The sequence below is a fragment of the Frankia sp. AgPm24 genome (assembly GCF_023243055.1).
GTDB classification, from domain to species: domain Bacteria; phylum Actinomycetota; class Actinomycetes; order Frankiales; family Frankiaceae; genus Frankia; species Frankia umida.
This window is the reverse complement of the sequence record NZ_JALKFW010000210.1, coordinates 124412-149182: the sequence shown is the minus strand read 5'-3', so window position 1 is coordinate 149182 and position 24771 is coordinate 124412. Positions and strand designations below refer to the sequence as shown.

The window sequence follows — 24771 nt, the reverse complement described above, 5'->3', positions numbered from 1 at the left end:
TCCCCGGCGGGGCCCACCCGGGGACCGACCCCGGGGCCGGCCACGTTGGGGGCGGCCCCCCCGCCGCGGGGCCCCCGACGCAGCACGTTGGCGCTGCCGCTGATCTGGGCGGCGGTGCCGCGTTCGGTGGCGAGTTCGCAGGCCGCGACCTTGTGCGGGATGGTGACGAACACGCCGTCGACGTTGCCGGTGGCGGCGAGCCCGGCCAGAACGGTGCCGAACGCCTCCGGTCGGGCCTGTACCGGGACGAGCACGGCGTCGATGGCCAGCCGCGCGAACAGCGGGTTGAGCAGGGACGGCGCCCGCACCTGGGTGACCGGGTCGCCGATGACGACGTACAGCCGCGTGGTGCCGCTGACCGTGGGCATCAGCGCCGGCCCGAGCCCGGTGGCGGTGTCCGGCCCGGTGGCCTGCACGGGTACGTCGGTCTGCGCGGGTAGGTCGGCGACGGGAACGCTCATGATGTGGCCGATCGGGGCATGTCGGCGAGGGTGGCGCGGACATGCGTCTCGTCGATGTCGCCGACGAGCTGCGGGCCGTCCTGGCCGGTCAGGACGAACGTCAGCCCGGTGCCGACGGACTTCTTGTCCAACCGCATGACGGCGATGAGCGCGTCCAGGTCGATGCCGGTGGGCAGAGCCCACGGCAATCCGTAGCCACGGACGACCTCCAGGTGCTCCGCGACCTGGTCGGCGTCGATGCGGCCGAGGGCACCAGCGAGACGGCCGGCGAAGACGGTGCCGACGGCCACCGCCTCCCCGTGGCGCATCGCGTAGTCGGTGACCCGTTCCAGGGCGTGGCCGAGAGTGTGCCCGTAGTTGAGGATGTGCCGCAGGTTCGTGTCCCGCTCGTCGCGGGCGACGATGCCGGCCTTGAGCGCGACGCTGGCCGCGATCTGCTCCGCGACCGGTCGGCCCAACAGGTCCGGCGCTCCGATGAAGTGGGCGCGCGCGATCTCGCCGTAGCCGTTGACCCATTCCCGCCGCGGCAGGGTGGCCAGCAGGTCGGTGTCACACAGGACGGCGCTGGGCTGCCAGTACGCGCCGACGAGGTTCTTGCCGGCGGGCAGGTTGACCGCCGTCTTGCCACCGACACTCGCGTCGACCTGGGCGAGCAGGGACGTGGGCAGGTGCACGACGGGGGTGCCACGGTGGTAGAGCGCGGCGGCGAGCCCGACGACATCGGTGGTCGTCCCGCCGCCGCAGGAGACGACCACGTCGGATCGGGTCAGTTCGAACCCGGCGAACTGGCTGCACAGCGCCTCGACGTTCGCCAGGCTCTTGTCCGCCTCGCCGTCGCGGGCCGCCAACCGCAGCGTGGGAACCCCCGGATCGGGGACGACCTCGGATGGCCGGGCGGAGACGATGACCGCGCGACGCGCGCCGAGGCGGGCGACGACGTCTGGCAGCGTGCCGCGCACCCCCGCGCCGATGTCGACCGGATAGCTGCGATCGCCCAGAGCAACGATCACCCGCCGGTGGTCGGAGCCGAGCTGTTCGATCGGGCGGCTGAGTCGCCCAGTGGCAGGTCTGCCGGTCACGTGTGGTCTCCGGATCCGCGAGGTTTCGGGGCGGCGGACCTGCCAGGCCCGCCGCGGGGCAGATCCGGGGGCCGGATGCGCTGGCCCACCCGCGGGCTGGTCCGCCGCGACGCCGTCGCCTCAGTCTGCCCCGGATGCTCCTGGTGTTGGACACCGGGGCCGGTTCCGTCGAGCCGGCCCCGGGAGCCCGCCCTGGCGGGGGCGGACGATCTGTCCGAGGGAGCGACCGGGTTCACATGCCGTAGCGCCTTCGGGTGGTCGTGGGCGCCGGTCCGGCTCACTTCTCGCGTCGAATCGCGACAGCGGGCACAAAGTACGTCAGGCTCTGGGGCATGCCCCGGAACCGGGACCGGGAGATGTCACTTACGTGCGGCGCGAGCGCTGTCGCGGAGACCGCCGACACGGCGGCCAGGAGGAGTGTGCGATGACCAAGGCCACCGCCGAGACCAGTGCCGATTCCGGGGCAACGGTTTCGCGGCCGGCGGGAGAAGGCCCTGCCCCGAACCCGCCTGCGGCGGAGGAACCCGCGGCCGACCGCGATGCTCCGCATGCGGATGATGATGTCGAGTGGGAGGTTGATCCGGCGCTTGAACCGGTCGACGAACTGCCGGACGCGCGCGCTTTGTGGATCATTGCCTTCACGTTCGCGGCGCTCGGCCTGTTCTTTCCGCTGGCCGGGCTGATCGCGATCGGATGCGGCGCGCTGGCCTGGCGTCGGGGTAGCGGTCGTGGTCGGATCGCGACCTTCGTGGCCCTGGGGACGACCCTGGTCGGCATCCTGCTGATGGTCGTCGTGCTGCTGCGCTGAGTATCTGGGCAGGCACCGTATCTGGGCAGGCACCGTATCTGGGCAGGCACCGTATCTGGGCAGGCACCGTATCTGGGCAGGCACCGGGACAGACGCTGGAGCAGGTAAAGAGGCCGCCCAGCTCGGGGGGTGCCGGGCGGCCTGCAAAGATGATGACATTTTTCGGGTGCCGGACACAAGCCCACCGGCGCGATTCGTCGTTCAGGTCGTCGTTCAGATCGGTGACGGCATATCCCGCTGCAGTAGGCAGAGCAACAGCCCGGAACCGCCATTGAGGTAGATCTCGGCTGGTCGGATCCGGTCGGGCCCGAGCTGCTCGACCGGGGTCTGGGCGGCGAGTGTGGCGCCGAGGGCGGCGACCGGGTCGTCCACCTGGTAGCCGATGGAGAACAGCCCCTCGCCGCGCCGCTCGATCGCCTCGCGGGCCACCGTGTGGCCGGCGGCCGGCTCGACCAGCCGGACGAGGCCGGAGCCGAGCCTGCCCTCGGCGACCAGGGTGCCCGCGAGCGACACGGCCCGTCCCCGGCGCCACACGGTGCCGGCCAGTTCCCGGGTCTGCCAGATCTCCACGCCGAGGGTGACCGTGTAGATCTCACGGGCCGCCTCGAGCGCGGTGACGGCGATGTCGAAACGGTGGAACGTCAGCCTGCCCAGGAGCACGTCGATGGCGGCCGCCCCGGTGCCGGTGGGGGGCGCGAAAACCCGAGGCCGGTCCGGCTCGACGCCGGCCGGTGGGCCGCCGCGGGATACGCAGGCGCGGCCCAGAAAGGCCGATCCGGTCTTCACGAACGTCCCTCCGGGTTTCACCGGTACCGCGTGCGCGGCGATATCACGTCCTGCCGGTGTCACGTGCCGCAGGTATCACGTCCTACCGGTCTCGCGTCCCAGTGGTATCCGGGAAGCGAAGCAGATCGTAGCGCCGACGTCCACGGTCCGGATCAGGACGGCGCGAGTTGGCGGATCTGCTCGGCGATCGTGTCGACATCGGCGTATGTCAGGCCGACCAACCCGACCTGCTTCCACCGCACCACGCCGTCCGCGTCGATCAGGAAGACCGAGCGGCGAAGCCCAAGACCGACCATGGCTATGCCGTACTTCTTCGCCGCCTCGCGCGCGGTGTCGGCCAGCAGCGGGAAGCCGAGCCCCTGGTCGCGGGCGAAGGACTCGTGGCTGTCCAGATCCTGCGGGCTGATCCCCCACACCGGGGCGCCGAGGCCGCGGAAAACCTCGATACCGGCCGCGTAGGAGCACATCTGCCGGGTGCAGACCGGGGTGTTGTCCCCGGGGTAGAAGGCGAGGACCGTCGGATGGCCGCGCTGGGCGGACAGCGAGTACTGGTCATCGTGGCGTTCACCGTCGACGACGACCAGGCCAGGCAGGCTGATCTCGGGCGCCGGTTGACCCACATCGGGCGTGGCCATGCTGGGTGCTCCCTCCGCAGCCTGCCCCGTCTGGCCAGGCTTGCTTCTGTTTTCGCAACAGTAGCGGTGCTGGAATGGGCGGGCCAGAACCGGGCCTGCACCGGCCGGTACCGACGCAGGCCGCCAGGTCAGAAACTCACCGGTACCGCGTCGCCGGCGCGGGCCTGCAGCTTGTCGAGGTCGTAGTCGTACCAGCGCCGCATCGAGGCCGGCGAGCTGCTGCGGCCCCATTCGTACATCCGGCGCTGGGCCTCGAAGGACCCGTCGTGCCAGCGGCGCAGCACGTCACCGAGTCGCAGGGGAGTTGGCAGGAACTCCGCGTTGCCAAGCAGCCCGGCGAGGCGCTCGACCGCGGCCGACGGGGTCAGCCGACCCTGCTCGACCTCGACCATCACCGCGGACAGCGCGGCGAACAGGGGCTGGAACTCCGGCAGGTCCGGGCAGAAGGTGCCCAGATGCGGGGCGTCGAGCAGCCGGTCGAACAACGCGCGGTCGCCCTTTTCCAGATAGCCGAAATAGGTGCCGGTGATCCGGGCGATGCCCATGTTCCAGGCCATGAACCAGACCTTGGACCACGCCCGCCAGAGATCGAAATCGCGGAACGCGACGTAGGAGCCGTGGACGAGCTGGTCGTTGACGTCCAGAATGGTCTGGTTGAGCGTGTCGAGGTAGGCGAAGCGTTCGGCGGAAAGATCGCCGTCGTCGAGCGCGGCCAGCAGGGTCGGCGCGAAAGCGTAGATCACCTGCATCGTGTTGGCCATACCCCGGGAGAACAGCGCGTCGATGGCGCCGGCGGCGTGGCTCATCATCGCCCACCGGTCGCCGACCGTCCGGCTGGTGGAGTACTGGGTGCGTCCGGTGGACACCCAGTCCCACGCCGGGCGCGCGGTGGCGAACTGCCGTCCCACGCTCGGGAAGCGTTCGAGGAACGTGGCCCATTCGTCCTCGGCGGAGCGGCCCGGATCGTGCGGGAAACGCTGGCTGTCGAGGTTGAGCCCGACACTGCACAGCGGATTGGTGGCGCAGCGGTGGTTGTCGAACGGGATCACCCACATCCAGCCGCCGTCGAAGATGTGGTGCAGCGTGCCCTGATGCCAGCGGGTGGGCTGGCCGCTGGGCGTCGTGACATCGTCGAACGGCGTGACGCCGACCATGTGGGTGAACAGGGTGCGGGAGTTCGTGCGGAACCGGCACGGCTCCTCCCGCAGACCGAACGTGTTCGCCAGCACGGAGTTGCGGCCGGACGCGTCGACGACGTACCGCACCCGCAGCGTCTCGCCGGAGCGGGTGGTGAGGGTCGCGGCGTCCGCGGTGAACTCGACCCGCTCCACCATCGTCCGTTGGCGGGGCGCCGCGCCGTAGCGAACGGCGGTGTAGAAGAGGTAGGAGTCGATGTCCTGGCGGTGCATGTGCATCTCCGGGCCGTTCGGGAACTCCGCGACGCTGCACTGGGTCACCTCCTCCGGGTCCTGGACATGCCCGTCGCGGTGGTAGACGAAGCCGAAGTTGCGCTTGACTCCGCAGGCTGACGTGACGTGCGAACGCACCCCCTCGAAACTGCTGACATGGGCGAGTTCGGGCACGTCGAACCGCTCCGCCAGCAGCTTGAGGAGATAGGTCGTCTCGCCGATCGTCGATTCCCCGAGGGCGAACCGGGGATGGCTGCCGCTGTCGACCAGCACCACGCTGTGACCGTGCCGGGCGAGGATGTTCGCCAGCGTCGATCCGGCGATGCCGCTACCGAGGATCGCGACTGAATAGTCGTATCCGATCATGATGAGGCTCCTGAACGCTGCAGGAAGTGGGCCGGGCGCACCTTCCATCCCACAAAGATCACAATAATTACACCTGGTGCACAACTGGCACCTAACCATCTCTATGGATGGCGGCATGGGTGAACGCGGGACCAATGCCTATCGGTCAGCGCCTGTACGGATATGTACCTTTAGTAGCATTTATTGCATTTTTTGCTATTTGATATGCTGGGGGTCGCAGAGGCCCGGCTGGACGACGCGAACCTCGATGAGACGTACCGATCGCCAGTTGACCAGCATCGTGCGGCCGTCGGCGAGATGAAGCTGCTCCACCTCGCAGCGGAAGACCGCCTGGGCGACCCGGCGACGAAGCTCGTCCGGATCGGTGTCCGCCGGTAGCGGGAAGGGCTGTCCGTCGATCACGATCTGCACTTCCACCAGTCGACAGTCGCACGCGTGTTCGATGATGGCAAATGTCGGGGTGGCCTGATCGGGCGTGGCTGATCGGCTGGCTGGCTGGTCGGGCGGGGCCGGTGTGGCCGGTTCGGGCCGGACCGTATCTGGTCAGCCTGGGTCTGGCCGGGATCGGCCGGGCATGCGAGGGTACGTGAGCGGCCAGAGCCGCCAGTGGATGTCGCACCAGCGGGCATCCATCGGCGGGCGTCGCTCGGGCGGGGAGGAGCGCGGATGGCTGGGCAGGCGAACGCCGTCCGGGACGTCGCCCTGACCGGGCCGCGCACACCGCTCGCCCGGCTGTTCGACGACGCGCTGCTCGGCGCGGGTGCCACCGCCGACGTCAGTGAACGGGTGCGCGCCTTCGTGGCGCTCGCTCGTTGCTACCAGCAGCCGGGGCGGCACTACCACACTCTGCGTCATGTCGCGGAGGTGACGGCCGCCCTCCGGGTGCTCCTGACCGCCGAAGGCCGGGCCGGCGACCGGTACCTGGCACCCGCCTGCATCCTCGCGGCCTACTTCCACGATGTGGTGTACGACCCGGCCCTGACCGACAACGAGCGATGCTCGGCCGAACTCTCCACCCGGGTGCTGGCGGAGCTGGGCTGCCCCGGGCCGACGGGTGCCACGGTCGCCCGTCTCGTGCTCGCCACCGCCTCCCACGGGTCGCACAGCCGGGACGAGGCCCTGGTCAACGACGCCGATCTACGTGTCCTCGCCCGCGGACCCGCCAGCTATGACGTGTACGTGCGCCGGGTGCGCCGGGAGTACGGCGGTTTCGATGACGCGCAGTGGCGCCGGGGTCGTGCCAGCGCGTTGCGCCACCTGCTCGAGGGGCCGCTCTACTCCACGGGGTGGGCGCGGCGCCGGTGGGAACCGTCGGCCCGGCTCAACCTGGAGCGTGAGCTGGACGGCCTGACCACCCGAGGTTCGGACACCGGGCGAGGCTGAGCACCAGGCCGGGGCACGGCCCGGTCCCAGGGTTCGGTCCCGTCCCAGGGGGCGGCTTCGTCCCAGGGTGTGGTCCCGTCCCAGCGGTCGGTGAACGTCGGTGCGGTGCGGTCGGCGGTGGCGTCCGGCCGGGTGCGGGTGCTGCCCCGGTTGGCCGGCGGCCTGGGTGACCCGCCGCCCGTCGACGACGGGTAACGCCGGGCCCAGGTGGTCGCGAGAACGCAGGCCAACAGCAGTCCGCTGATCACCGGGCCGGCGCTGAAATCGGTCGGGTCCGGTTCCAGACCGGGCCAGGCCACCGCGTACAGCCCCAGGGAGGCGGTGCAACCCGTGGCGGTGGCGCCGAGATGGTGGCGGCGCAGAACCGGCACCCCGACGAGTCCCGCGGCGGCGGCGACGTACCCCAGCACGGTCGCCGCGAGCAGGACGGCGCCCAACGTCCATCCGACGGCCGCGGGCAGCCAGCCGAACAGGTGGGTGTCGCCGTTCCAGCGGTACCGTTCGCCCGGGGTGCCGGTCGGCGCCCCGGGCCAGACCAGCAGATGAACCAGGCCGTAGCACAGCAGGACGGCCCCGCCGCCGGCGGCGGACAGCCGACGCAGCAGGTCCAGGACAAGCGGTTGGTCCAGCAGGCGGGGCGTGCTCACGGGGACTGCCGATCCGGTGGCTGCTGCGGTGGGCTGGGCTGGTTCGAGGCCGGCTGCTCCGGTGCCGTCCGCGTCGAGTCCCGGCCGTGCGGGATCGTGGCGGACTCGATCGTGTCCATGTCGGCGGTCTCGAGCCCACACGGCGGACAGTCGGCGGTGAGCGGGTCCGTCTCGAACATCCATCCCGGTTCGGCCGGCGACCAGGACAGCGCCTGGGCGGCGTCGTCCGCTGGACGGCCTCGCGGCGGGCTGCTCACCGGCGGGCTGCTCACCGGCGTTGCCAGGGCGACGGCGGCATCCGTCCGGTACGGACGGTCGATCCAGAGCGGCTCCAGCCCAAGAAGGGTGTCTCCGGGCAGGGCGACGTCGAGCCTGGCCGTCTCGGTTCGGACACCGGTCGGTGCGAGCCCGCCGGCCGAGGCCGACTTCTGCGCGGTGGCCGGCCCCCCACCGGTCCCGCCTGGGGACGGATCTCCACCGATCGCCGACATCCTGGCTGGGGGCGGTTCCCGGCCCGGTTCTGGTCGCCCCTGCGACGGGTCGGACGCGGATCTGTGCGGGGTGGCCGCCGCCACGATGGGCTGGGGGGCGGTCGGTGGGTCGGTGAGGGCGGTGGCACCGATCGCGGTCGCGGCCGCGAGTATCGCCGCGCCGAGCACCGGATCGAGTTCGGCCGGCACGGCCCGTAGGTCCAGCAGACAGCAGCCCTGCTCCACCCGCCCGAGAACGGCCGGCTGACCGTCGCGCAACGGCATCGCGATCACCGCGTCGACGGCTACCGCGGCGCTTGGCAGGTCGTAGCCACGCAGCGCATGGCCGCCGGCCGGCCCGGTGGCCGACTCGTCGACGCAGGCGCGGCTGGCCACCGCGGACGCGGCGATCCCGGCGTGGCGCAGCCACCGGGCGAGCCGTTCGGCCCGGGCCACGAGATGTTCGGGTCGGGTCCGCAACGCCTGGCGCACCGGCGGCTCATGGCGCAGTGTCGCCTCCAGCGCGGCGAGGGTCAGCTTGCCGGCCTGGCCGGCGCGCGACAGCGGATGGCGGCGCATCCGGTCGATCAGGCCGGCGTGGCCGAACAGCAGACCGCACTGCGGGCCGCCGAGCAGTCGGTCCCCACTGGCCAGCACCACGGCCACGCCCTGGTCCAGCCAGGTGGTGACATCCGGCTCGGTGGGCAGGTGGGGCTCTGGGCAGAGCAGCCCGGACCCGCTGTCGCCGACCAGCGGGACGCCGAGATCGACGCACAGTTCGGCGAGATCACCCAGGGCGGGGCGATCCGTGAACCCGATCAGCTGGTAACCGGGGGTGTGCACGCGCAGGACGACGCCCGTCTGTGGGCCGATCGCCCGGGCGTAGTCGCCCAGGGTGGTGCGGTTGGTGGTGCCGACCTCACGCAGCCGGGCGCCGGTGGTCGCCAGCAGATCCGGCAGGCGCAGGCCGTCGGTCGTCTCGCCGAGTTCGCCGCGGCTGACCACCACCTCCCGTCCCGCTGCCAGCGCCGCCACGGCGAGGACGAGGGCCGCCACCTCGTTGTTGACGATGTGCACCGCGGCCGCGGCCGGCACCGCCGCGGCCAGGGCGGAGAGCGCGCTGCGACCACGACGGTCCCGGCGGCCGGTGGCCAGGTCGAACTCCAGGTCGATGGTGCCGGCCGCCAGGTCGAGGGCGGCCCGGGCCGCCGCGGACAGGGGCGCGCGGCCGAGCGCTCCGTGCAGGAGAATCCCCGTGGCGTTGATCACCGGACGGAGACCGGTGGCCTCGCGGGCACGCGGCATCGGCGCCGGTACCGGATCCTCGGCGGCGCCGAATGCGGGAGAGGCCAGATCATCCATCACTTCGCGTAAATCTAGTACTGCGAAGCGTGATGTCCACGGGTGAGGCCGGCGTGGTGGCGTGTCCTTTCGTGTGCCGTCCGAATGTCCAGGTGGCGGGGACGTGAACTGATGCACCACATCCGCCAAGCGGGTAGCCTTCATCCCTGAAGGGGAGTAGCCCCGTCGAGTGCGCTTCTCCGCCAGGCTGGCGGTGGAACCGACCTCGACCCGCGCGTCGACATACTGGCGCCCGTGCGCGGCCCGTCATGGGTCGGCCCGCGGGTTCCCGGCGCTCGGGCCCGGCTGTGCGCGGCCTGGTGGGCGAGACCTTCGACACGGCAGTCATGCCGGGTCGAAGGCGTACCCCGCTCACGACCCGGCCTTACGAGAGGTTCCGGCGTGAGCATCACCGCGATACTGGTCACCTTCGGCGTCATCGTCCTCGCCGAGCTTCCGGACAAGACGATGGTCGCGAGTCTTGTGTTGGGCAGCCGGTTCCGGCCGATCTACGTCTGGGTGGGGGTGGCGGCCGCCTTCCTCATCCATGTCACGGTGGCTGTCGCGGCTGGTAGCGCGTTCTCCCATCTCCCGAGCCGACTGGTGGACGGGATCACGATGGTGCTCTTCCTGTTGGGCGCCGTCCTGGTGCTGCGCGAGGGCCGCGATGACGACGACAAGCCCGAGACGAGCGACGCTCCCTCCAACGCCGAGGGCATGACCAACCCCGAGGGCACGACCAACCCCGAGGGCACGTTGACCAGCGACAGCGCGGGGCCGGCGGGATCGGCCACTCCCGCGGTGGTGGCCGAGCAGCCGGCCGCCACCAGGAGCGCCGGTTCGAGCACGTTCTGGCGGGTGGCGGTCACCTCGTTCGGCGTTGTCTTTCTTGCGGAGCTGGGCGACCTCACCCAGATCACCACGGCCAACCTCGCCGCCCGTTTCGACTCTCCGGTGAGCGTCTGGCTGGGCGCGCTGCTGGGCCTGTGGACGGTGGCCGCCCTCGGTATCGCCGGTGGACGTGGGCTGCTCCGACTGCTGCCGATCTCCATGATCACCCGCATTGCCGCGGGGGCGTTCCTGGTGCTCGCGGTGATCTCGGGGATCGAGGTGCTGCGCGGGTAGCCGGCTGGAGGGCCGGCCACCCCACGACCGGACGACTCAGCGGCTCGGCGCCTGCCGCGCGTCCCGAACCGAGCCGGCCTCGCGCGGCAGGATCGGCCAACGCGGATCGTCGAGCCCGAAGACGAGCACGACCTCCGCGTCCGAAGCGAAATCGACGAGCCGCGCGGCCGGGGGAAGCGCCGCCAGCGCCGGCCACAGCTCGGCCACCGGCGCCCCCTCCGGCGCGACGACGACGTACCTCGAGCCCGACGCGCCGCCGCTGCCATCGGGGACGGGATCGACGGCACCGGCCGCGGCATCACCTCCGTTCGTCTCGGCGAGCAGCCCGGCGAGGCGACCAGCCTCATCGGGCGTGAGCCGCAGCAGAGCGGGGGAGGCGCCGGGCAGCCGGACGACGAGACCGACCAGACCAGCGCCGGAACCCGGCGGACCGCCGGGCAGCGGGCCGACCGAGACGGCGGCGCCGTCCGACCGGCACAGGAACGTGACGACATCAGCGGGAGCAGCGCCACCGCGGGACCAGGGCGGGTTGATGTCCATGCGAGGACGTTCTCATGGGATGACATGTCATCCCATCCCGTCTGGCGGGGAGAGGCGGAGGGCAGACGGCGGGCCGGGCGGGGCGCTGATGTGAGACAGGGCGCGCCGCGGTGGGAATCTGAGGGGTGTGGGAGTGGGAGAGCCTGGGTACGCCGGCTTCATCGTGCTTGACAGGAGTGCGACGCGCAGTGGGAACGGTCCGGCCTGTATCCCGCGGTGCCCATGCCATCCGGTCGGGCGGAGCCATGGAACCATCTGTGCGGGTCGAGGTGACGGGGAGCGACACGATCGTCGTGCACCCTGTGGGCGACATCGACTACTCCTCGCTGGATCCGCTGCGTGAGTCCCTGCTGGATGCCCGGGTCGCCGGAGTCAGGGACATCGTGGTCGACCTGGCCGAGGTCAGCTTTCTGGACTCGCAGGGACTCGCGGTGATCCTGTTCGCCCATCAGCGCCAGCGTTCGGCCGGTGGCCGGCTGGCCCTGCGGCATCTCAACGAGGACACGAACCGGTTGCTGCACGTCACCAACCTGACCACGGTCATCGCCGTGGACGACGATCTTCCGGCGGTCTCCGCGGCTTCGGCTTCGGCCGCCGGGCCAGCCCCGGCACCGGGACTGGCCCGGCGTCGTAGCGCCTAGCCAGCCTGGCGCCAGTGATAGGACACGTCCCGCGCATGCTCGGTGAAACCGAGCCCGGTGTACATCCGCACCGCCCGCTCGTTGTCCTCGTCGACGTACAACGCGACGGTGGGCAGGCGCTGGTCCCGCAGATGACGCAGGCCGATGAGGGTGAGCGCCCGGCCCAGGCCCGAACCACCAGAACCGGGCCGCACACCGACGACGTAGACCTCGCCGATCGGGCCGACCTGGGCGGGTGGGACATCCGGTGCGGGTGTCGGGTCGACCGCGTGGACCTTGGTCCAGTGGAAACCGACCACCTGCCCGTCGCGTTCGGCGACGAAGAATCCCCGCGGGTCGAACCACGGTTCCTGTTGACGTCTGGCCAGGTCGTCGGAGGTCCAGCGGCCCTGCTCGGGATGGTCGGCGAAGGCCGCGGCGTTGACCGCGAGCCAGGCCTCGTCGTCCTGGCCGGGGACGAAGGGCCGCACGGTGACATCGGCGGGCAGCACCGGCTGCTCCAGCGGCTCGTCCAACGGGCGGCGCAGCTGGAACAGCACACGGGCACGGACGAAGCCCAGCGGATCGGCGAGGGCCGCCGCGGCCGGCAGATCCCCGTGCGCCCAGATGTCGAGTTCCGCCCGCGCCGTGGAACAGGCGGCGAGCAGCGCGGTGACCAGCGCCCGACCCACACCCTGACGGCGGTGCGCGGGATGCACCACGACCTCGGCCTGCCGACTTTCCGGTGGGCCGCCCAGGTGCGCGTATCCGATGATCGGCGGTTCGGCGGGGTCGACCGGCCCGCCTTTCGGGCCGGTCGCGGCGGGAGCGGCTGGTGAGGGGGCGTCCGCGGAACCGGCCGACAGACGGGCGAGCAGGTGATGGCCGGCGTCCACCGCAAGACCCGGGCGCAACGTCAACCGGACGTCCTCGGATACCGGCCCGCTACCGTCGGCTCGCTCCGCCTCGGCGAGCAGGCTCTCGATGCCGTCGACGTCCGTACCGCTGAGAGTCGGACGCCAGTCCAGCCGTGCGCTGGAGGATATGGCCGCGGACGGCTGCGAGGTCGAGGAGGTCACCACCCGACCGTACGAGCGGCCCCCGCCGATGTCGCGTGAACCGCGGATCCGGTGCGGCGCGCCGCACCCACACCTGAACCCGTCGCCGTCGTCGCCGTCGTCAAACGGCGAAGCGTGGTCGCTGGGCCCGACGACAACCGGACTGAGCGACCACGCTTTGTGCGATGACGCCGCGGATCGCGACAACGGCCACCGGGGGAGCCATCCGTCATGTGGTGGTGACGCCGCGTGGATCGTCGAACTGGCTACGGCTCAACGAGGGACGGGCTAGACCCGCTCGGGGGTGCGGGCGTCATCACGGTCGACCCGGCCGCTGGGCCCGTCCGCGAGGGGGGTGATCGACGGGGCCACGAACTTGTAGCCGACGTGGCGAACCGTGCCGATCATGGCCTCGTGCTCGGGGCCGAGCTTCGCCCGCAGGCGGCGAACATGCACGTCCACCGTGCGGGTGCCGCCGTAGTAGTCGTAGCCCCAGACCTCCTGCAGCAGCTGCGCCCGGGTGAAGACCCGACCGGGGTGCTGTGCCAGGTACTTGAGCAGTTCGAACTCCTTGAAGGTGAGCTCGAGCGGCCGGCCCCGTAGCTTCGCGGAGTAGGTGGTCTCGTCGACGGAGAGGTCGCCGGACCGGATGACACCGGCCTCGGCGGTGCCGCCAGCAGCAGCGACCCGACCGATGGCCAGTCGCAACCGGGCCTCGACCTCGGCGGGACCGGCGGAGTCAAGCACGACGTCGTCGACGCCCCAGTCGGCGGACACCGCGGCGAGTCCACCTTCGGTGACCAGGGCGAGCAGCGGAGTGGTCAGCCCGGTGGTGCGCAGCAGTCGACACAGGCCACGAGCGATGACGAGCTCCCGGCGCCCGTCCACCACGATCACGTCGACCGGGGGCGCGTCCAGCAGGGCGCTGGCCTCCAGTGGAGCGACCCGCACCGTGTGTGTGAGCAGCCCAAGCGACGGAAACGACTCGGCGGAGGGACCGGGGGCGTTGGTGAGCAAAAGGACGACGCTCAAGACGACTCCTCCAGTGGTGTGTGGTGGGGCAGCGTCGACCCGATGAGCAACTCTATGTCCGGCACTGGGCGTCGCACGACCGTCATGGGCATGAAACGAAGGCCGGTATGTGGGGAGGATAGCCGAGTGCCCTACTGCGCTCCTACCGTCTACCGGTCACTACCGACCGCTGATTCTGAGATCCTTGCCACCAGGCATGATCCAAAAATTCCGGATCAGTACGGAGAGTCACGTGACCTGGCGGCTGTCGTGGCCCATGGCTTCTCCGGCTCGATGGAACGCCTTGCGTTACGTGAAGTAACGAACGGTTTGCGGAAATATGTCGGAGTGCAGGTCATGGACCTGCGCGGCCACGGGCGATCAACCGGGCTGTGCACGTTCGGCGATCGCGAGGCGCTGGACGTCGATGCCGCGGTGGGGGCTGCCCGCACCCTTGGCTACCTGCGCGTTGTCACCATCGGGTGGTCGATGGGCGCGGGAGCCGTCCTCCGTCATGCCGGATTGGCAAAAACTGGTACGCTCTGTCACGGGCACCGTCTCCGACATCCGCCCGACGCTGTGATCAGCGTGAGTGCGGCAAGTCGGTGGTTCGTTCGAGATACTGCGCCGATGCGGCGAATCCATTGGTTCGCGGAGTCCGCGACCGGCCGGATGGTGGCCCGGGTGGGGTTACGGGTGCGTATCGATCCGGGCGCTTTTGTGCCCGTTCCGCTGTCTCCGTTGGAGCTGATCGGTGCCATTGCGCCGACCCCATTGCTGATCGTGCATGGCGGTCGCGACCGGTATTTCACCCTGGAGCATCCGCGGGCTCTTGGCGCCGCGAGCGGGGGGCACGCGCAGGTCTGGATCGAGCCCGAGTTCGGGCACGCCGAGGCGGGACTGTCGCCCGGTCTGCTGGACCGCATCGGGTCCCACCTGGTCGAACTCGCCGCGCCCGCCAGCACACCCGTCCGGGCGGACGGGCCGGCCGCGGGCCCCGCGACGGGCTCGGTGCCAGAATCATCGAAGGGGTGGACATCATGACCGGTGGTCCGGCCACGGCACCGGGGACGGTGACGGTCCGCTACTGGGCGGCGGCGCGAGCGGCCGCCGGCGTGACCGAGGAGACGCTCGTCGCGTCCACCCTCGCGCAGGTGCAGGACGCGATCGCGGCCCGCCACGGCGGCACCCTGCCCAGCCTGTTGCGGCGCTGCTCCTACCTGGTGGACGACCAGCCCGCCGGACAACGTGACCCGGCCACCCTCACGCTGGCGGCCGGAGCCGTCGTCGAGGTCCTGCCACCCTTCGCCGGCGGCTGATCGGCGGCCAGGGGCGCGGCGTAGGACCGCCACCGCGGTGCCCTACCCGGACGTGACAGCATGGCGGCGTGAGTGCTGGCGATCTCGGATCCGGTGTGGTCACCCGCTCGCGCCCGGGCTCCGCGGGCGCGCTCGCGGTGCCCGGTGCCGTGGTGCTCGCCGCCGGCCTCGCGATCGGGGCGGCGGCGCTGGCCACGTGGGCACTCGCGGTTGTCGTCATCGTCCTGCAAGTGGCCCTTGCGTGGGCCTGGGGTCGGGCGCTGCGGGCTTCGCCGGGCACTGTCGCGCTCATCGCCGTCTGGGCCCTGCTGGGCGATCTCGGTCTGCTGCTGACGGACGGCCATCCGTTCCACGCGATCGTCGGGGTGGGCGGGACCGGCGTCGCCGCGGTCATCGTCTACCAACTGGGGCTGCGTCGAGCCGTGACCCTGCGTGCCCCGGCCGCCGACATGGTCAGGCCGGCCACATCCGCCACCTCCGGTGGTGCGGGTGTTCCATCCAGCGAGCGGGTCAGCGCCGAGCTGGTCACCGCGCTGAGCGGGATCGTTCTCGGCCTGCTGCTCACCGGGTATCTGGCGCTGCGGGCCGGGCAGGGCGCGGAGCAGCCGGCTGATCTGATGACCATCGCCGGTCTGCTCGGCGCCGGGATCGTGGTCGCGGTGGCCCGGCTGGTCGGATGGGCCGGCCTGCCGGCGGCGCTCGCCGGGCCGGTCGGGGTGGCCGTCGCGGTCGCCGCCGGGGCGGGCCTTGGCGCGCTCGGACCGGGCGGTCTGTCCGTGGTCGCGGGTCTCACCGCCGCGGCGGCGGGCGCGGTCACGGCCGGACTGGTGGATCTGGTCCTCGTCCGCGCCAGCGAGGGGCAGGCCAGCGGTGACCAGGCCAGCGGTGACCAGGTCGGCGGTGACCTGGCCGGCCACGAGCGGCTGGCCAGGAGTGATGGAGTCGTCCGGGTCGGTGGGTCGGCCGCCGCCGCGGTGGCCGGCGCCTTCGTGGCCACCGTGGTGCCGTTGGCCTGCGCCGCGCCGCTGGTGTACCTCGTCGGGCGGCATCTGCCCGGATGAGTGCCGACCGACCCGGCCGGGGTGCACGGGTGGCTGCCGTCCTCGTGGTGGTCCTGCTCGGGCTGCTCCTCGCCGTCGACCGGATCACCCCGCGGGTGGTGGCCGGCCAGATCGCCACCCAGGCGCAGCGCAGCGAGGGGCTGGCCACGAAGCCGGACGTGTCACTGGGCGGATTTCCCTTCCTCACCCAGGTACTGCATGGCGACTATCGCGACGTCCGGGTGGACGTGCGTGGCCAGGTCGAGCAGGGCCTGCGGGTCGACCGGCTGCATGCCGAACTCGTCGGCGTGCGGGTGCCGCTGGCGGATGTGCTGCACGGTGACGTGCAGCGGATTCCGGTCGATCGGCTCACCGCCCGCGTGGAGCTGACCTACACCGATCTCAACGCCTACCTGCGCAGCCAGGGATCGGCTGTCACGGTCGGGCCGGCCGGGACGGCGATCCAGGTCTCCGGATCGCTGCCCATCCTGGGCACCACCGTCGACGCGGTGGGGACGGCGGACATCGGAGTCGCGCCAGCGGAGATCACCTTCTCCCCGCGGGAGCTGACCGCACCGGTGGGCACGGCGCTGAGTCCGGCGATCAGCCAGCTGCTGACCGTGCGGGTCCCGGTGGCCGGCCTGCCGTTCAACCTCCAGCTCACCTCCGCGACCGTCCGATCGGACCGGATCCTCTTCGACGCCGCCGGTCAGAACGTTGTTCTCGAACCCGGTACCGTCGGCCGCGTCACCGGCTCCGCCCCCGCGTCCTGACCCCCGCGTCCTGACCCCCCCATACGGATGGGCTGTGACCCGATCCGGAGCCGTCGCGGGAACAGCGGCGGACGCCAGGTGCTTGGACGAACCGTGACGGGCTTGTGGGTGCTGCTGGGAGCGGTCGCACTGGCGAGCGCGCTGGGTGTCACCCTGCGCGTCCGAGATGGTCGGTTCCGTCCAGTGAGGTCGTCCCCCCGCTCGAGCACCTGGTTCGATGCGCGAAAGGAGCCACCGGTGGATGTCCCGGCACCCGCCACCGCCAGGCCGGCCGCCCCCGCTCAGGTGACCGAGGCCGGGTCGGGCGAGTCGGTCGTGTCCGACGCGGAGCCGGGGTGGGGGGCCGAGGTGGCCGCGCTGGGTGAGACGCTGGGCGAGCGGGCGACGCTGTTGCAGTTCTCCACCGCCTTCTGCGCGCCCTGTCGGGTGACGCGGCGTGTGCTGGCCGGGGTCGCCGAGGTCGTGCCGGGCGTCCGGCATGTGGAGGTCGACGCGGAGGCGCACCTCGATCTTGTCCGTGCGCTCGGAGTGCGACGCACGCCGACGGTGGTCGTCCTTGACGCGGCGGGCCGGGAGACGCGGCGGGCCAGCGGCGCTCCGCCCACGCGGGCCGCCGTCTTCGCCACCCTCGCCGAGATCATGCCCCTGGAGGGGACAAAGCGGGCGGATGACGATTCTTCGGAATCATCGGCGATGTCTTAGCGTGGACCTGACCACCGCTGCTACCGTGACACGGGCCATGTTCTTCCTGCAGCTTGTACGTCGTCGCGCGATCGATCTCTGTCGCGTGCGTAGCTGTCTGTGTTGCCCTTTCTGATCGGGTTCCCGTGGTGCGCCGCTCGGTCGGCGCGCCGCCGACAGGTCCAGTTCCGATGATCAGATCTTGGTGATCAGGTGTAGTCAGGAGAACTTCGGTGGTCGACCCTCGCGGTATGCGGTTCACCGCCGCCGTGTCCACGGTGGTGCTCGCCATCGTGCTCCTCACGGGCAGCGGCTGGCTTCTTCTCGGTCAGACGGTGGTGTTCGCGATCGGGGCGGCCGCCGGTGTGCGGTACGCGCCCTACGCGCTGGTGTTCCGGCGTCTGATTCGTCCCCGGCTGGCGCCGCCGGACGTCATGGAGGACGCCACCCCACCCCGGTTCGCCCAGCTCGTGGGCGTGGTCTTCGGGGTGGTGGGCGTGATCGGATTCCTGTCCGGAGCCTCGGCGCTGGGTCTGGTGGTCACCGGGCTCGCCTTTGCGGCGGCTTTTCTCAACGCGGCTTTCGAGGTCTGTCTCGGTTGCCACATGTACGTGTTCTTTCGTTCGGTCACCGTGAAAGGGGCGCGGGGATGAGCCGCGAACAGGTTCTGGTCAACGCCGCCTGGGTCGAAGCGCACAGTGGCGATCCCAGGGTCGTTCTGGTCGAGGTCGACGAGGATGTCTCCGCCTACGACCGTGGGCACATTCCGGGTGCGGTCCGGCTCGACTGGAAGTCCGAGCTGCAGGACCCGGTCATCCGGGATTTCGTCGACAAGGGGCAGTTCGAACAGCTGCTGTCCACCAAGGGTATCGCGAACGACGACACCGTCGTGCTCTACGGCGGCAACAACAACTGGTTCGCGGCCTACGCCTACTGGTACTTCAGCCTGTACGGCCACGGGGACGTCCGGCTGCTCGACGGCGGGCGCAAGAAGTGGGAGCTCGACAGCCGTGAGCTGACGTCCGAGGTGACGCCCCGTCCGGCGACGACCTACACCGCCGGCGAGCCACGCACCGACATTCGGGCCTTCCGCGAGGAGGTCATCGCCGCGATCGGTGAGAAGGTCCTGATCGACGTCCGTTCGCCGGGTGAGTTCTCCGGGCTGCTGCTGGCACCCGCCCATCTGCCGCAGGAGCAGTCCCAGCGGGCCGGGCACATTCCGACGGCGAAGAACATCCCATGGGCGCGGACGGCGAACGAGGACGGCACGTTCCGCAGCGACGAGCAGCTGACCGCGCTCTACACCGAGGCCGGCGTCGATCTGTCCGCCGAGATCATCGCCTACTGCCGGATCGGGGAACGGTCCGCACACACCTGGTTCGCCCTGCACGAACTGCTGGGTCTGGCGGGTGTGAAGAACTACGACGGTTCGTGGACCGAGTACGGCTCGCTGGTGGGCGTGCCGATCGAGAAGGGTGCGTGACCCATGTGCGGTGCGACCAGTGGTGGACCGTCGGTGGAGGGAATTGACGTGGACAGGGAGACCGTGATCCAGGGCGTCGTCGTGCGCGAGGGCGAGCCGGTGTCGACCGGTTACGCCCGCCTGCTCGACGAGGGCGGCGACTTCACCGCCGAGGTGCCGCTCTCCGCCACCGGGCAGTTCCGGTTCTTCGCCCGCCCCGGCCAGTGGACCGTGCGGGCGCTGGTGCCCGGTGCCAGTGGCGAGCGTCGGGTCGTCGCCCGTCAGGGCGAGCCGGTGGACGCCCAGGTCGAGGTCACTGCCTGAGGTTTCTGGCCGCGTCCGCAGAAGTCCGGCCTGAGGTCACCGCGGACCCGCTGAGACAGCGGTGGATCGGTTCACCCGGGTGGCTGTCACCGCGGGGCGGGTCGGGTGCGACCGGCCGGTCTCGATCGGCATCGTTGTCGGCACCGCGAAGTGCATCGGGCCGATCGTGAAACAGCGCAGGCCGTTCTCCCGGGCGAAGGCAAGAGCCGATCGGCGATCCGGGAAGGGCGCGATGATACGGCGGACCGTGCGCTGCCCGGTGGCCGCGAACAGGACTACGGCGAAAAGGACATCGGACTCAGCCATCATGAGATCAGGAAAGCGCATACGGCTCAGCGCCGAACGCGATTCCACGTGTCCTGATCGTGGTCTGTTGTTGCGGCTGCCGCGGCTGGTGCCGAACGCACCTGCAACGGCATCACGGCGCCCGACGGCCCTGTAGCCGCGGGGGAGCAGTAGCCCGAGGGACGGGTGCGGATGGGTCGTCGGCCTCAGCGGACGAGGGCCTGGACGCTCAGTAGACGAGGGCCTGGACGCCGTCGGCGAGGATCTCGTCGACGAAGGTGGCGGCGCCGGCGATCCGGATGCCGGGCAGGACGTCCGGCGGGCCGAACGAGCGGCGCGCCGCGCACTGGGTGCACACGGTGATCCGTCCGCCGGCCAGGATGGCGTCGAGCAGATCCTGCAGGGGGGCGGACTCGGCGAGGTCGAACTGCGCGGCCCGGCCGGGCAGGGCGAACCAGGCCGACTCGCCGGTGAGCCACAGGGACACGTCGGCGCCGGCGGCGACGGCGACGGCCGCCACGGTGAAGGCCTGCGAGCAGCGTTCCGGCGCGTCCGCGCCGGCGGTGGCCTTGACAACGAGCGAACGGGTCACCGGTCCAGTGTGCCCGATCGGGTGCGCCCGGCGCGTGGCCGCCGGGGCGAGCCCGGCTAGGCTCCGCAGCGTGTTGCACTACTTCTTCAGCGGGCTCCTGGTGGCGACGTGTGTTCTGATCGCCTGGTTCTCCGGTTACGTGGTCTACAAGCTGCAGGAGGGCCAGCGATGAGCGCCCAGGGTGAGGGCCGGGGCCGGCCGGGAGGCGTCGTGGACCTGCACGCGAGTCTGCTGCCGTTGGCGTTTCTGGTCGGGACCTGGCGGGGGGAGGGGGTCGGCGGCTACGAGGGGCTGGAGGGTTTCCACTACGGGCAGGAGATCACCTTCGCCGCTGACGGACGTCCCGCGCTCGGCTACGTCTCGCACACCTGGTGGGCGGACGAGCCCCGCGACGGTCGGGAGCCGGGCAGTCCGCTGGCGACCGAGACCGGGTTCTGGCGGGTCCAGCCAGGCGAGGACGGGGCGACGGTCATCGAGGTCACCCTCGCGCATCCGTTCGGCATCGCCGAGATCTATGTGGGCAGCGTGGCCGGTACCCGCATCGACCTCGACCACAACGTCGTGATCCGGACGGCGACCGCCCGGGACGTCACCCGCTCGGTGCGGCTCTACGGCCTCGTCGAGGGCGGCGACCTCGCCTACGCCATCGACATGGAGGCCGGCGGCAAGCCGATGCAGTCGCACCTGTCCGCCCGCCTCAGACGCGTCTCCGACTGACGCCTTCCTGAGGCCCGGTCACCAGGGGAAGCGGCACTCTGGCTCCGCGTGGCCGGTCGGAGCGCAGCGCCCAGGTGATCGCGCCGTGAAGCTTCTGGAACGCAGGCAAAGGCGCCATTGATCTCAACAAATCAACCTTGAATGATCACCGGGGTCGAGGTGTTGTGTCGCGTGGCGCGCCGATAGCTCTCCGTGTCGGGGCTAGACTCCCGATCGGCGGGTCGTTGTGGGCGAGAGGGGACTGGGTTGTCGGCGGATTCTTTTGTTCACCTCCACGTGCACACCGAGTATTCGATGCTCGATGGCGCGGCGAAATCGGGCCTGCTTTTCAGGGAAGCGGCGAAGCTGGGAATGCCGGCGGTCGGGATGACCGATCACGGCAACATGTTCGGCGCCTACGAGTTCTACCAGGGTGCGACGAAGGCCGGCGTCAAGCCGATCATCGGGATCGAAGCCTATCTGGCACCTGAGTCCCGCCATCACAAGCGGCCCGTTCTGTGGGGAGACCGTTCGCAACGCGACGTCGACCCCGCGGGCGAGGGCGGCGATGTGTCCGGTGGTGGCGCCTACACGCACATGACGATGCTCGCGGCCAACGCCGAGGGGCTGCGCAATCTTTTCCGGCTGTCCTCCATCGCGTCGATCGAGGGTTACTACCGCAAGCCGCGCATGGACCATGATCTGGTCTCCCAGTACTCGGCCGGGATCATCGCGACGACGGGCTGCCCGTCGGGTGAGGTGCAGACCCGGCTTCGCCTGGGCCAGTTCGACAAGGCGCTCGCCGCGGCGGCCACCTATCGGGAGGTGTTCGGTCCTGACAACTTCTTCCTGGAGCTGATGGACCACGGCCTGCCGATCGAGCGCAGCGTCCGCCAGGGCCTGCTCGACATAGGTGCGAAGCTGGGGCTGCGTCCGCTGGCCACCAATGACTCGCACTACGTGACCGAGGATCAGGCGGAGAGCCACGAGGTGCTGCTGTGCGTCGGCACCGGTAAAAGGCTCGACGATCCGAATCGTTTCAAGTTCGAAGGCTCCGGCTACTACCTCAAGTCGCCCGAGGAGATGCGCGGTCTCTGGGACGGGGAGGTCCCGGGGGCCTGTGACAGCTCCCTGCTCATCGCCGAGCGGGTGGAGCCGTACGACGAGGTCTTCGCCTTCGTGGACAGGATGCCCCGGTTTCCGGTGCCCGAGGGTGAGACCCAGCTCTCCTGGCTGCGCAAGGAAATCGACCGTGGGCTGGTCTGGCGTTTCCCGGCGGGCGTGCCCGAGGATGTGGTCGCGCGCGTCGAGTACGAGGTCGGCGTTATCGACAAGATGGGTTTCCCGGCCTACTTCCTGGTCGTCGCGGATATCTGTGCGTTCGCGCGATCGCGGGGTATCGGCCTGGGGCCGGGGCGTGGCTCGGCCACCGGTTCGATGATCGCCTACATTCTGGGCATCACCGAGCTGAACCCGATCGAGCATGCCCTGATCTTCGAGCGCTTCCTCAACCCCGAGCGCATCTCGCCGCCGGACATCGACCTGGACTTCGACGAACGCCGGCGTGGTGAGGTGATCCGTTACATCACCGAGCAGTACGGCGAGGACCGGGTCGCCCAGATCAACACCTTCGGCACGATCAAGGCGAAGGCCGCGGTCAAGGACTCGTGCCGGGTGCTGGGCTACCCCTACGCGCTCGGCGACAGGATCTCGAAGGCGATGCCGCCGGACGTGATGGGCAAGGGGATCCCCCTGACGGGGATCTTCGACCCGAAGCACGAGCGTTTCAGCGAGGCCAGCGAGATCCGGGCCCTCTACGAGGCCGACGCCGACGTGAAGAAGATCATCGACACGGCGCGTGGGTTGGAGGGGCTGACCCGAGGGACCGGTGTGCACGCCGCGGGCGTGATCCTGTGTTCCGAGCCGCTGCTGGACGTCCTGCCGATCCACCGCCGCGACAACGACGGCGCGATCATCACGGGATTCCCGTTTCCTCAGTGCGAGGAGATGGGTCTGCTCAAGATGGACTGCCTCGGGCTGCGCAACCTCACCGTCATCGGCGACGCGATCGAGTCCGTCAAGCGCAACCGCGGCGTCGACATCGATCTGTCCACCCTGCCGCTGGAGGACGCCAAGGCGTTCGAACTGCTGGCCCGCGGGGACACGCTCGGTGTGTTCCAGCTTGACGGTGGGCCGATGCGTAACCTGCTGCGTCTGATGTCACCGACGAAGTTCGGTGACATCGCCGCCGTGCTCGCGCTCTACCGGCCGGGCCCGATGGCGGCCAACAGCCACATCGAGTACGCCGACCGCAAGAACGGCCGCAAGGAGATCAACCCGATCCACCCCGACCTCGCCGAGGCGCTGGAGCCGATCCTGGGCGAGACCTACCACCTGGTGGTGTACCAGGAGCAGGTCATGGCCATCGCCCGCGAGCTGGCCGGCTACAGCCTCGGCGCCGCCGACCTGCTGCGCCGCGCGATGGGCAAGAAGAAGAAAGAGATCCTGGACAAGGAGTTCGCCCGCTTCTCCGCCGGGATGAAGGAGCAGGGCTACACCGACGTCGCGGTCCAGGCGCTGTGGGACGTGCTCGTCCCGTTCTCCGGCTACGGGTTCAACAAGTCCCATACCGCCGGGTACGGCGTGGTGTCGTTCTGGACCGCCTACCTCAAGGCCAACTATCCGGCCGAGTTCATGGCCGCGCTGTTGACGTCGGTGGGGGATGACAAGGACAAGATGGCGGTCTACCTGGCCGAGACCCGCCGGATGGGTATCCAGGTGCTGCCACCCGACGTCAACGAGTCGGACCTGCGGTTCGGCGCGGTCGGGGAGTCCATCCGCTTCGGCCTGGGCGCCGTGCGCAACGTCGGGGAGAACGTCGTCGCGTCGATCGTCGCGGCCCGGGAACGCAAGAGCGCCTACGAGTCGTTCGCCGACTTCCTGCAGAAGGTCGACATCGGCGTGTGCAACAAGCGCACGATCGACTCCCTGATCAAGGCCGGTGCGTTCGACTCGCTCGGCCATCACCGCCGGGTGCTGGTCAGCGTGCACGAGACCGCGATCGACGCGGTGATCATCACAAAGCGGGCCGAGGCGATCGGCCAGTTCGACCTGTTCGGCGACGCGGGCGGCGACGAGGAGGAGAGCTCGCCGCTGGGCCTCGACCTGGACCTGTCCGGCCCCGAGTGGCCGAAGAAGGAACTGCTGGCCCAGGAACGCGACATGCTCGGCCTGTACGTCTCCTCGCATCCACTCGAGGGCGCCGAGCGGGCGTTGGATCGCCACCGTGACACCCGGATCGTCGACCTCGTCGAGGCCAGCGACGGCAACAGCGTGCAGATCGCCGGCATCATCAGCAAGATCGACCGGCGGATCAACAAGAACACCGCCAAAGCCTGGGCGATCGTGACCGTCGAGGACCTCGACGCCTCCATCGAGGTGCTGTTCTTCCCCCAGTCCTACGAGATCCACTCCACCGCGCTCGCGACGGACGCGGTCATCTCGGTGCGGGGCAGGATCAACGAGCGGGAGGGTTCGGTCTCGCTGTTCGCCCAGGACCTGACGGTGATCGATGTCGCGACCCATCTGAACGGGCCACCGGTCGTCATCACCCTGCCCACCTACAAGATCACGCCACCGTTGGTCGCGGACCTCAAGGTCATCCTGACGACCCATCCGGGCTCGACACCGGTGCACCTGCGTCTGGAAGGCCCGCAGAACAGCAGCCTGCTGCTGCTCGAACCGCAGGTGCAGGCGAGCGGTTCCCTGCTGGGAGACCTCAAGGCCCTGCTCGGTGCCCGAGCCGTCACCGCATGACCGCGGGCCCGCCACCGCGGGCGCCGGGTCCGCCTGATCCAGCC

25 protein-coding genes and 1 pseudogene are annotated in these 24771 nt (G+C 70.4%); 14 read left to right on the top strand and 12 right to left on the bottom strand.

Going from position 1 to position 24771, the window contains the following annotated elements:
• Positions 1-461, bottom strand: a pseudogene (locus MXD61_RS22610) (shikimate dehydrogenase); the annotation flags it as partial.
• A complete protein-coding gene (locus MXD61_RS22605; RefSeq protein ID WP_374629397.1) occupies positions 458-1471 on the bottom strand; it encodes a 3-dehydroquinate synthase in 1014 nt (337 codons plus the stop codon). The pseudogene MXD61_RS22610 and the gene MXD61_RS22605, both read right to left, overlap by 4 nt.
• 493 nt (positions 1472-1964) lie before the next feature.
• Between MXD61_RS22605 and MXD61_RS22600 the strand changes: the two genes are divergently transcribed.
• Positions 1965-2348, top strand: coding sequence for a hypothetical protein (locus MXD61_RS22600; protein WP_248815432.1), 384 nt, complete (start codon positions 1965-1967; stop codon positions 2346-2348).
• Between the two features lie 213 nt (positions 2349-2561).
• Here the strand turns inward: MXD61_RS22600 and MXD61_RS22595 are convergent, their stop codons facing one another.
• From MXD61_RS22595 to MXD61_RS22580, 4 genes are all read right to left on the bottom strand, one after another.
• On the bottom strand, positions 2562-3134 hold the full coding sequence (locus tag MXD61_RS22595; protein WP_248815431.1) for a VOC family protein: 573 nt from the start codon (positions 3132-3134) through the stop codon (positions 2562-2564).
• 152 nt (positions 3135-3286) lie between these two features.
• Positions 3287-3769 (bottom strand): peroxiredoxin, encoded by a 483-nt coding sequence (locus MXD61_RS22590; RefSeq protein ID WP_248815430.1) that lies wholly within the window; start codon positions 3767-3769, stop codon positions 3287-3289.
• Between the two features lie 128 nt (positions 3770-3897).
• The gene (locus MXD61_RS22585; protein ID WP_248815429.1) at positions 3898-5544 is read right to left on the bottom strand and encodes an NAD(P)/FAD-dependent oxidoreductase; all 1647 of its coding nucleotides are present in this window, start codon (positions 5542-5544) and stop codon (positions 3898-3900) included.
• Between the two features lie 195 nt (positions 5545-5739).
• On the bottom strand, positions 5740-5961 hold the full coding sequence (locus MXD61_RS22580) for a hypothetical protein (RefSeq protein ID WP_248815428.1): 222 nt from the start codon (positions 5959-5961) through the stop codon (positions 5740-5742).
• A 249-nt stretch (positions 5962-6210) separates the two neighbouring features.
• On the opposite strand from MXD61_RS22580, the gene MXD61_RS22575 reads away from it, so the two are divergent.
• Positions 6211-6927 carry a hypothetical protein gene (locus MXD61_RS22575; RefSeq protein ID WP_248815427.1) on the top strand — a complete coding sequence of 239 codons (717 nt, stop codon included), beginning with the start codon at positions 6211-6213 and terminating at the stop codon, positions 6925-6927.
• On the opposite strand, the gene MXD61_RS22570 is transcribed toward MXD61_RS22575, so the two are convergent.
• Both MXD61_RS22570 and selA read right to left on the bottom strand, forming a co-directional pair.
• Positions 6819-7574 carry a hypothetical protein gene (locus tag MXD61_RS22570; protein WP_248815426.1) on the bottom strand — a complete coding sequence of 252 codons (756 nt, stop codon included), beginning with the start codon at positions 7572-7574 and terminating at the stop codon, positions 6819-6821. The two genes, MXD61_RS22575 and MXD61_RS22570, sit on opposite strands and share 109 nt — an antisense overlap.
• Positions 7571-9406, bottom strand: a complete 1836-nt coding sequence (selA, locus tag MXD61_RS22565; RefSeq protein WP_248815425.1) for an L-seryl-tRNA(Sec) selenium transferase — start codon at positions 9404-9406, stop codon at positions 7571-7573. Before selA ends, MXD61_RS22570 begins: the two co-directional genes overlap by 4 nt.
• A 381-nt stretch (positions 9407-9787) precedes the next feature.
• Between selA and MXD61_RS22560 the strand changes: the two genes are divergently transcribed.
• Positions 9788-10510: a TMEM165/GDT1 family protein gene (locus MXD61_RS22560; protein ID WP_248815424.1), complete on the top strand. Its 723-nt coding sequence runs from the start codon at positions 9788-9790 to the stop codon at positions 10508-10510.
• 36 nt (positions 10511-10546) lie between these two features.
• On the opposite strand, the gene MXD61_RS22555 is transcribed toward MXD61_RS22560, so the two are convergent.
• Positions 10547-11050 carry a hypothetical protein gene (locus tag MXD61_RS22555; RefSeq protein ID WP_248815423.1) on the bottom strand — a complete coding sequence of 168 codons (504 nt, stop codon included), beginning with the start codon at positions 11048-11050 and terminating at the stop codon, positions 10547-10549.
• Positions 11051-11295: 245 nt separating this feature from the next.
• On the opposite strand from MXD61_RS22555, the gene MXD61_RS22550 reads away from it, so the two are divergent.
• A complete protein-coding gene (locus tag MXD61_RS22550; RefSeq protein ID WP_248815422.1) occupies positions 11296-11691 on the top strand; it encodes an STAS domain-containing protein in 396 nt (131 codons plus the stop codon).
• Here MXD61_RS22550 and mshD read toward each other — a convergent pair.
• Positions 11688-12749: a mycothiol synthase gene (gene mshD / locus MXD61_RS22545; protein ID WP_374629392.1), complete on the bottom strand. Its 1062-nt coding sequence runs from the start codon at positions 12747-12749 to the stop codon at positions 11688-11690. The genes MXD61_RS22550 and mshD overlap by 4 nt on opposite strands.
• Before the next feature lie 267 nt (positions 12750-13016).
• Positions 13017-13760: a response regulator transcription factor gene (locus tag MXD61_RS22540; RefSeq protein WP_163549951.1), complete on the bottom strand. Its 744-nt coding sequence runs from the start codon at positions 13758-13760 to the stop codon at positions 13017-13019.
• A gap of 126 nt (positions 13761-13886) precedes the next feature.
• Here MXD61_RS22540 and MXD61_RS22535 point away from each other — a divergent pair, with 126 nt between their 5' ends.
• The 8 genes from MXD61_RS22535 to MXD61_RS22500 all read left to right on the top strand — a co-directional run bounded on the left by MXD61_RS22535 (position 13887) and on the right by MXD61_RS22500 (position 19338).
• A complete protein-coding gene (locus tag MXD61_RS22535; protein WP_248815421.1) occupies positions 13887-14783 on the top strand; it encodes an alpha/beta hydrolase in 897 nt (298 codons plus the stop codon).
• Positions 14780-15058: a MoaD/ThiS family protein gene (locus MXD61_RS22530; protein WP_248815420.1), complete on the top strand. Its 279-nt coding sequence runs from the start codon at positions 14780-14782 to the stop codon at positions 15056-15058. The genes MXD61_RS22535 and MXD61_RS22530 overlap by 4 nt, the downstream gene beginning before the upstream one ends.
• Before the next feature lie 68 nt (positions 15059-15126).
• Complete coding sequence (locus tag MXD61_RS22525) at positions 15127-16119, top strand: hypothetical protein (protein ID WP_248815419.1); 993 nt, start codon at positions 15127-15129, stop codon at positions 16117-16119.
• 29 nt (positions 16120-16148) lie between these two features.
• A complete protein-coding gene (locus tag MXD61_RS22520) occupies positions 16149-16871 on the top strand; it encodes a DUF2993 domain-containing protein (RefSeq protein ID WP_308222823.1) in 723 nt (240 codons plus the stop codon).
• Positions 16872-17108: 237 nt separating this feature from the next.
• Positions 17109-17573, top strand: a complete 465-nt coding sequence (locus MXD61_RS22515) for a thioredoxin family protein (RefSeq protein ID WP_248815417.1) — start codon at positions 17109-17111, stop codon at positions 17571-17573.
• Positions 17574-17785: 212 nt separating this feature from the next.
• Positions 17786-18205, top strand: coding sequence for a DUF4395 domain-containing protein (locus MXD61_RS22510; RefSeq protein ID WP_248815416.1), 420 nt, complete (start codon positions 17786-17788; stop codon positions 18203-18205).
• On the top strand, positions 18202-19035 hold the full coding sequence (locus tag MXD61_RS22505; RefSeq protein ID WP_248815415.1) for a sulfurtransferase: 834 nt from the start codon (positions 18202-18204) through the stop codon (positions 19033-19035). Before MXD61_RS22510 ends, MXD61_RS22505 begins: the two co-directional genes overlap by 4 nt.
• 3 nt (positions 19036-19038) lie before the next feature.
• Positions 19039-19338 carry a DUF1416 domain-containing protein gene (locus MXD61_RS22500; RefSeq protein WP_251080408.1) on the top strand — a complete coding sequence of 100 codons (300 nt, stop codon included), beginning with the start codon at positions 19039-19041 and terminating at the stop codon, positions 19336-19338.
• A gap of 514 nt (positions 19339-19852) precedes the next feature.
• Here MXD61_RS22500 and MXD61_RS22495 read toward each other — a convergent pair.
• Positions 19853-20215, bottom strand: coding sequence for a DsrE family protein (locus MXD61_RS22495; protein WP_248815413.1), 363 nt, complete (start codon positions 20213-20215; stop codon positions 19853-19855).
• 168 nt (positions 20216-20383) lie between these two features.
• On the opposite strand from MXD61_RS22495, the gene MXD61_RS22490 reads away from it, so the two are divergent.
• Positions 20384-20932 (top strand): FABP family protein, encoded by a 549-nt coding sequence (locus MXD61_RS22490; protein WP_248815412.1) that lies wholly within the window; start codon positions 20384-20386, stop codon positions 20930-20932.
• 246 nt (positions 20933-21178) lie between these two features.
• Positions 21179-24727, top strand: a complete 3549-nt coding sequence (gene dnaE, locus MXD61_RS22485) for a DNA polymerase III subunit alpha (protein ID WP_285223349.1) — start codon at positions 21179-21181, stop codon at positions 24725-24727.
• The last annotated feature ends 44 nt before the right edge of the window (positions 24728-24771 follow it).

Excerpts from the sequence above, each read along its gene's own strand:
- MXD61_RS22600 (WP_248815432.1), top strand. The coding sequence starts at position 1,965 with ATGACCAAGGCCACCGCCGAGACCAGTGCCGATTCCGGGGCAACGGTT.
- MXD61_RS22590 (WP_248815430.1), bottom strand. The coding sequence starts at position 3,769 with ATGGCCACGCCCGATGTGGGTCAACCGGCGCCCGAGATCAGCCTGCCT.
- MXD61_RS22585 (WP_248815429.1), bottom strand. The coding sequence starts at position 5,544 with ATGATCGGATACGACTATTCAGTCGCGATCCTCGGTAGCGGCATCGCC.
- MXD61_RS22575 (WP_248815427.1), top strand. The coding sequence starts at position 6,211 with ATGGCTGGGCAGGCGAACGCCGTCCGGGACGTCGCCCTGACCGGGCCG.
- selA (WP_248815425.1), bottom strand. The coding sequence starts at position 9,406 with ATGGATGATCTGGCCTCTCCCGCATTCGGCGCCGCCGAGGATCCGGTA.
- MXD61_RS22555 (WP_248815423.1), bottom strand. The coding sequence starts at position 11,050 with ATGGACATCAACCCGCCCTGGTCCCGCGGTGGCGCTGCTCCCGCTGAT.
- MXD61_RS22550 (WP_248815422.1), top strand. The coding sequence starts at position 11,296 with ATGGAACCATCTGTGCGGGTCGAGGTGACGGGGAGCGACACGATCGTC.
- MXD61_RS22530 (WP_248815420.1), top strand. The coding sequence starts at position 14,780 with ATGACCGGTGGTCCGGCCACGGCACCGGGGACGGTGACGGTCCGCTAC.
- MXD61_RS22505 (WP_248815415.1), top strand. The coding sequence starts at position 18,202 with ATGAGCCGCGAACAGGTTCTGGTCAACGCCGCCTGGGTCGAAGCGCAC.
- MXD61_RS22500 (WP_251080408.1), top strand. The coding sequence starts at position 19,039 with ATGTGCGGTGCGACCAGTGGTGGACCGTCGGTGGAGGGAATTGACGTG.
- MXD61_RS22490 (WP_248815412.1), top strand. The coding sequence starts at position 20,384 with ATGAGCGCCCAGGGTGAGGGCCGGGGCCGGCCGGGAGGCGTCGTGGAC.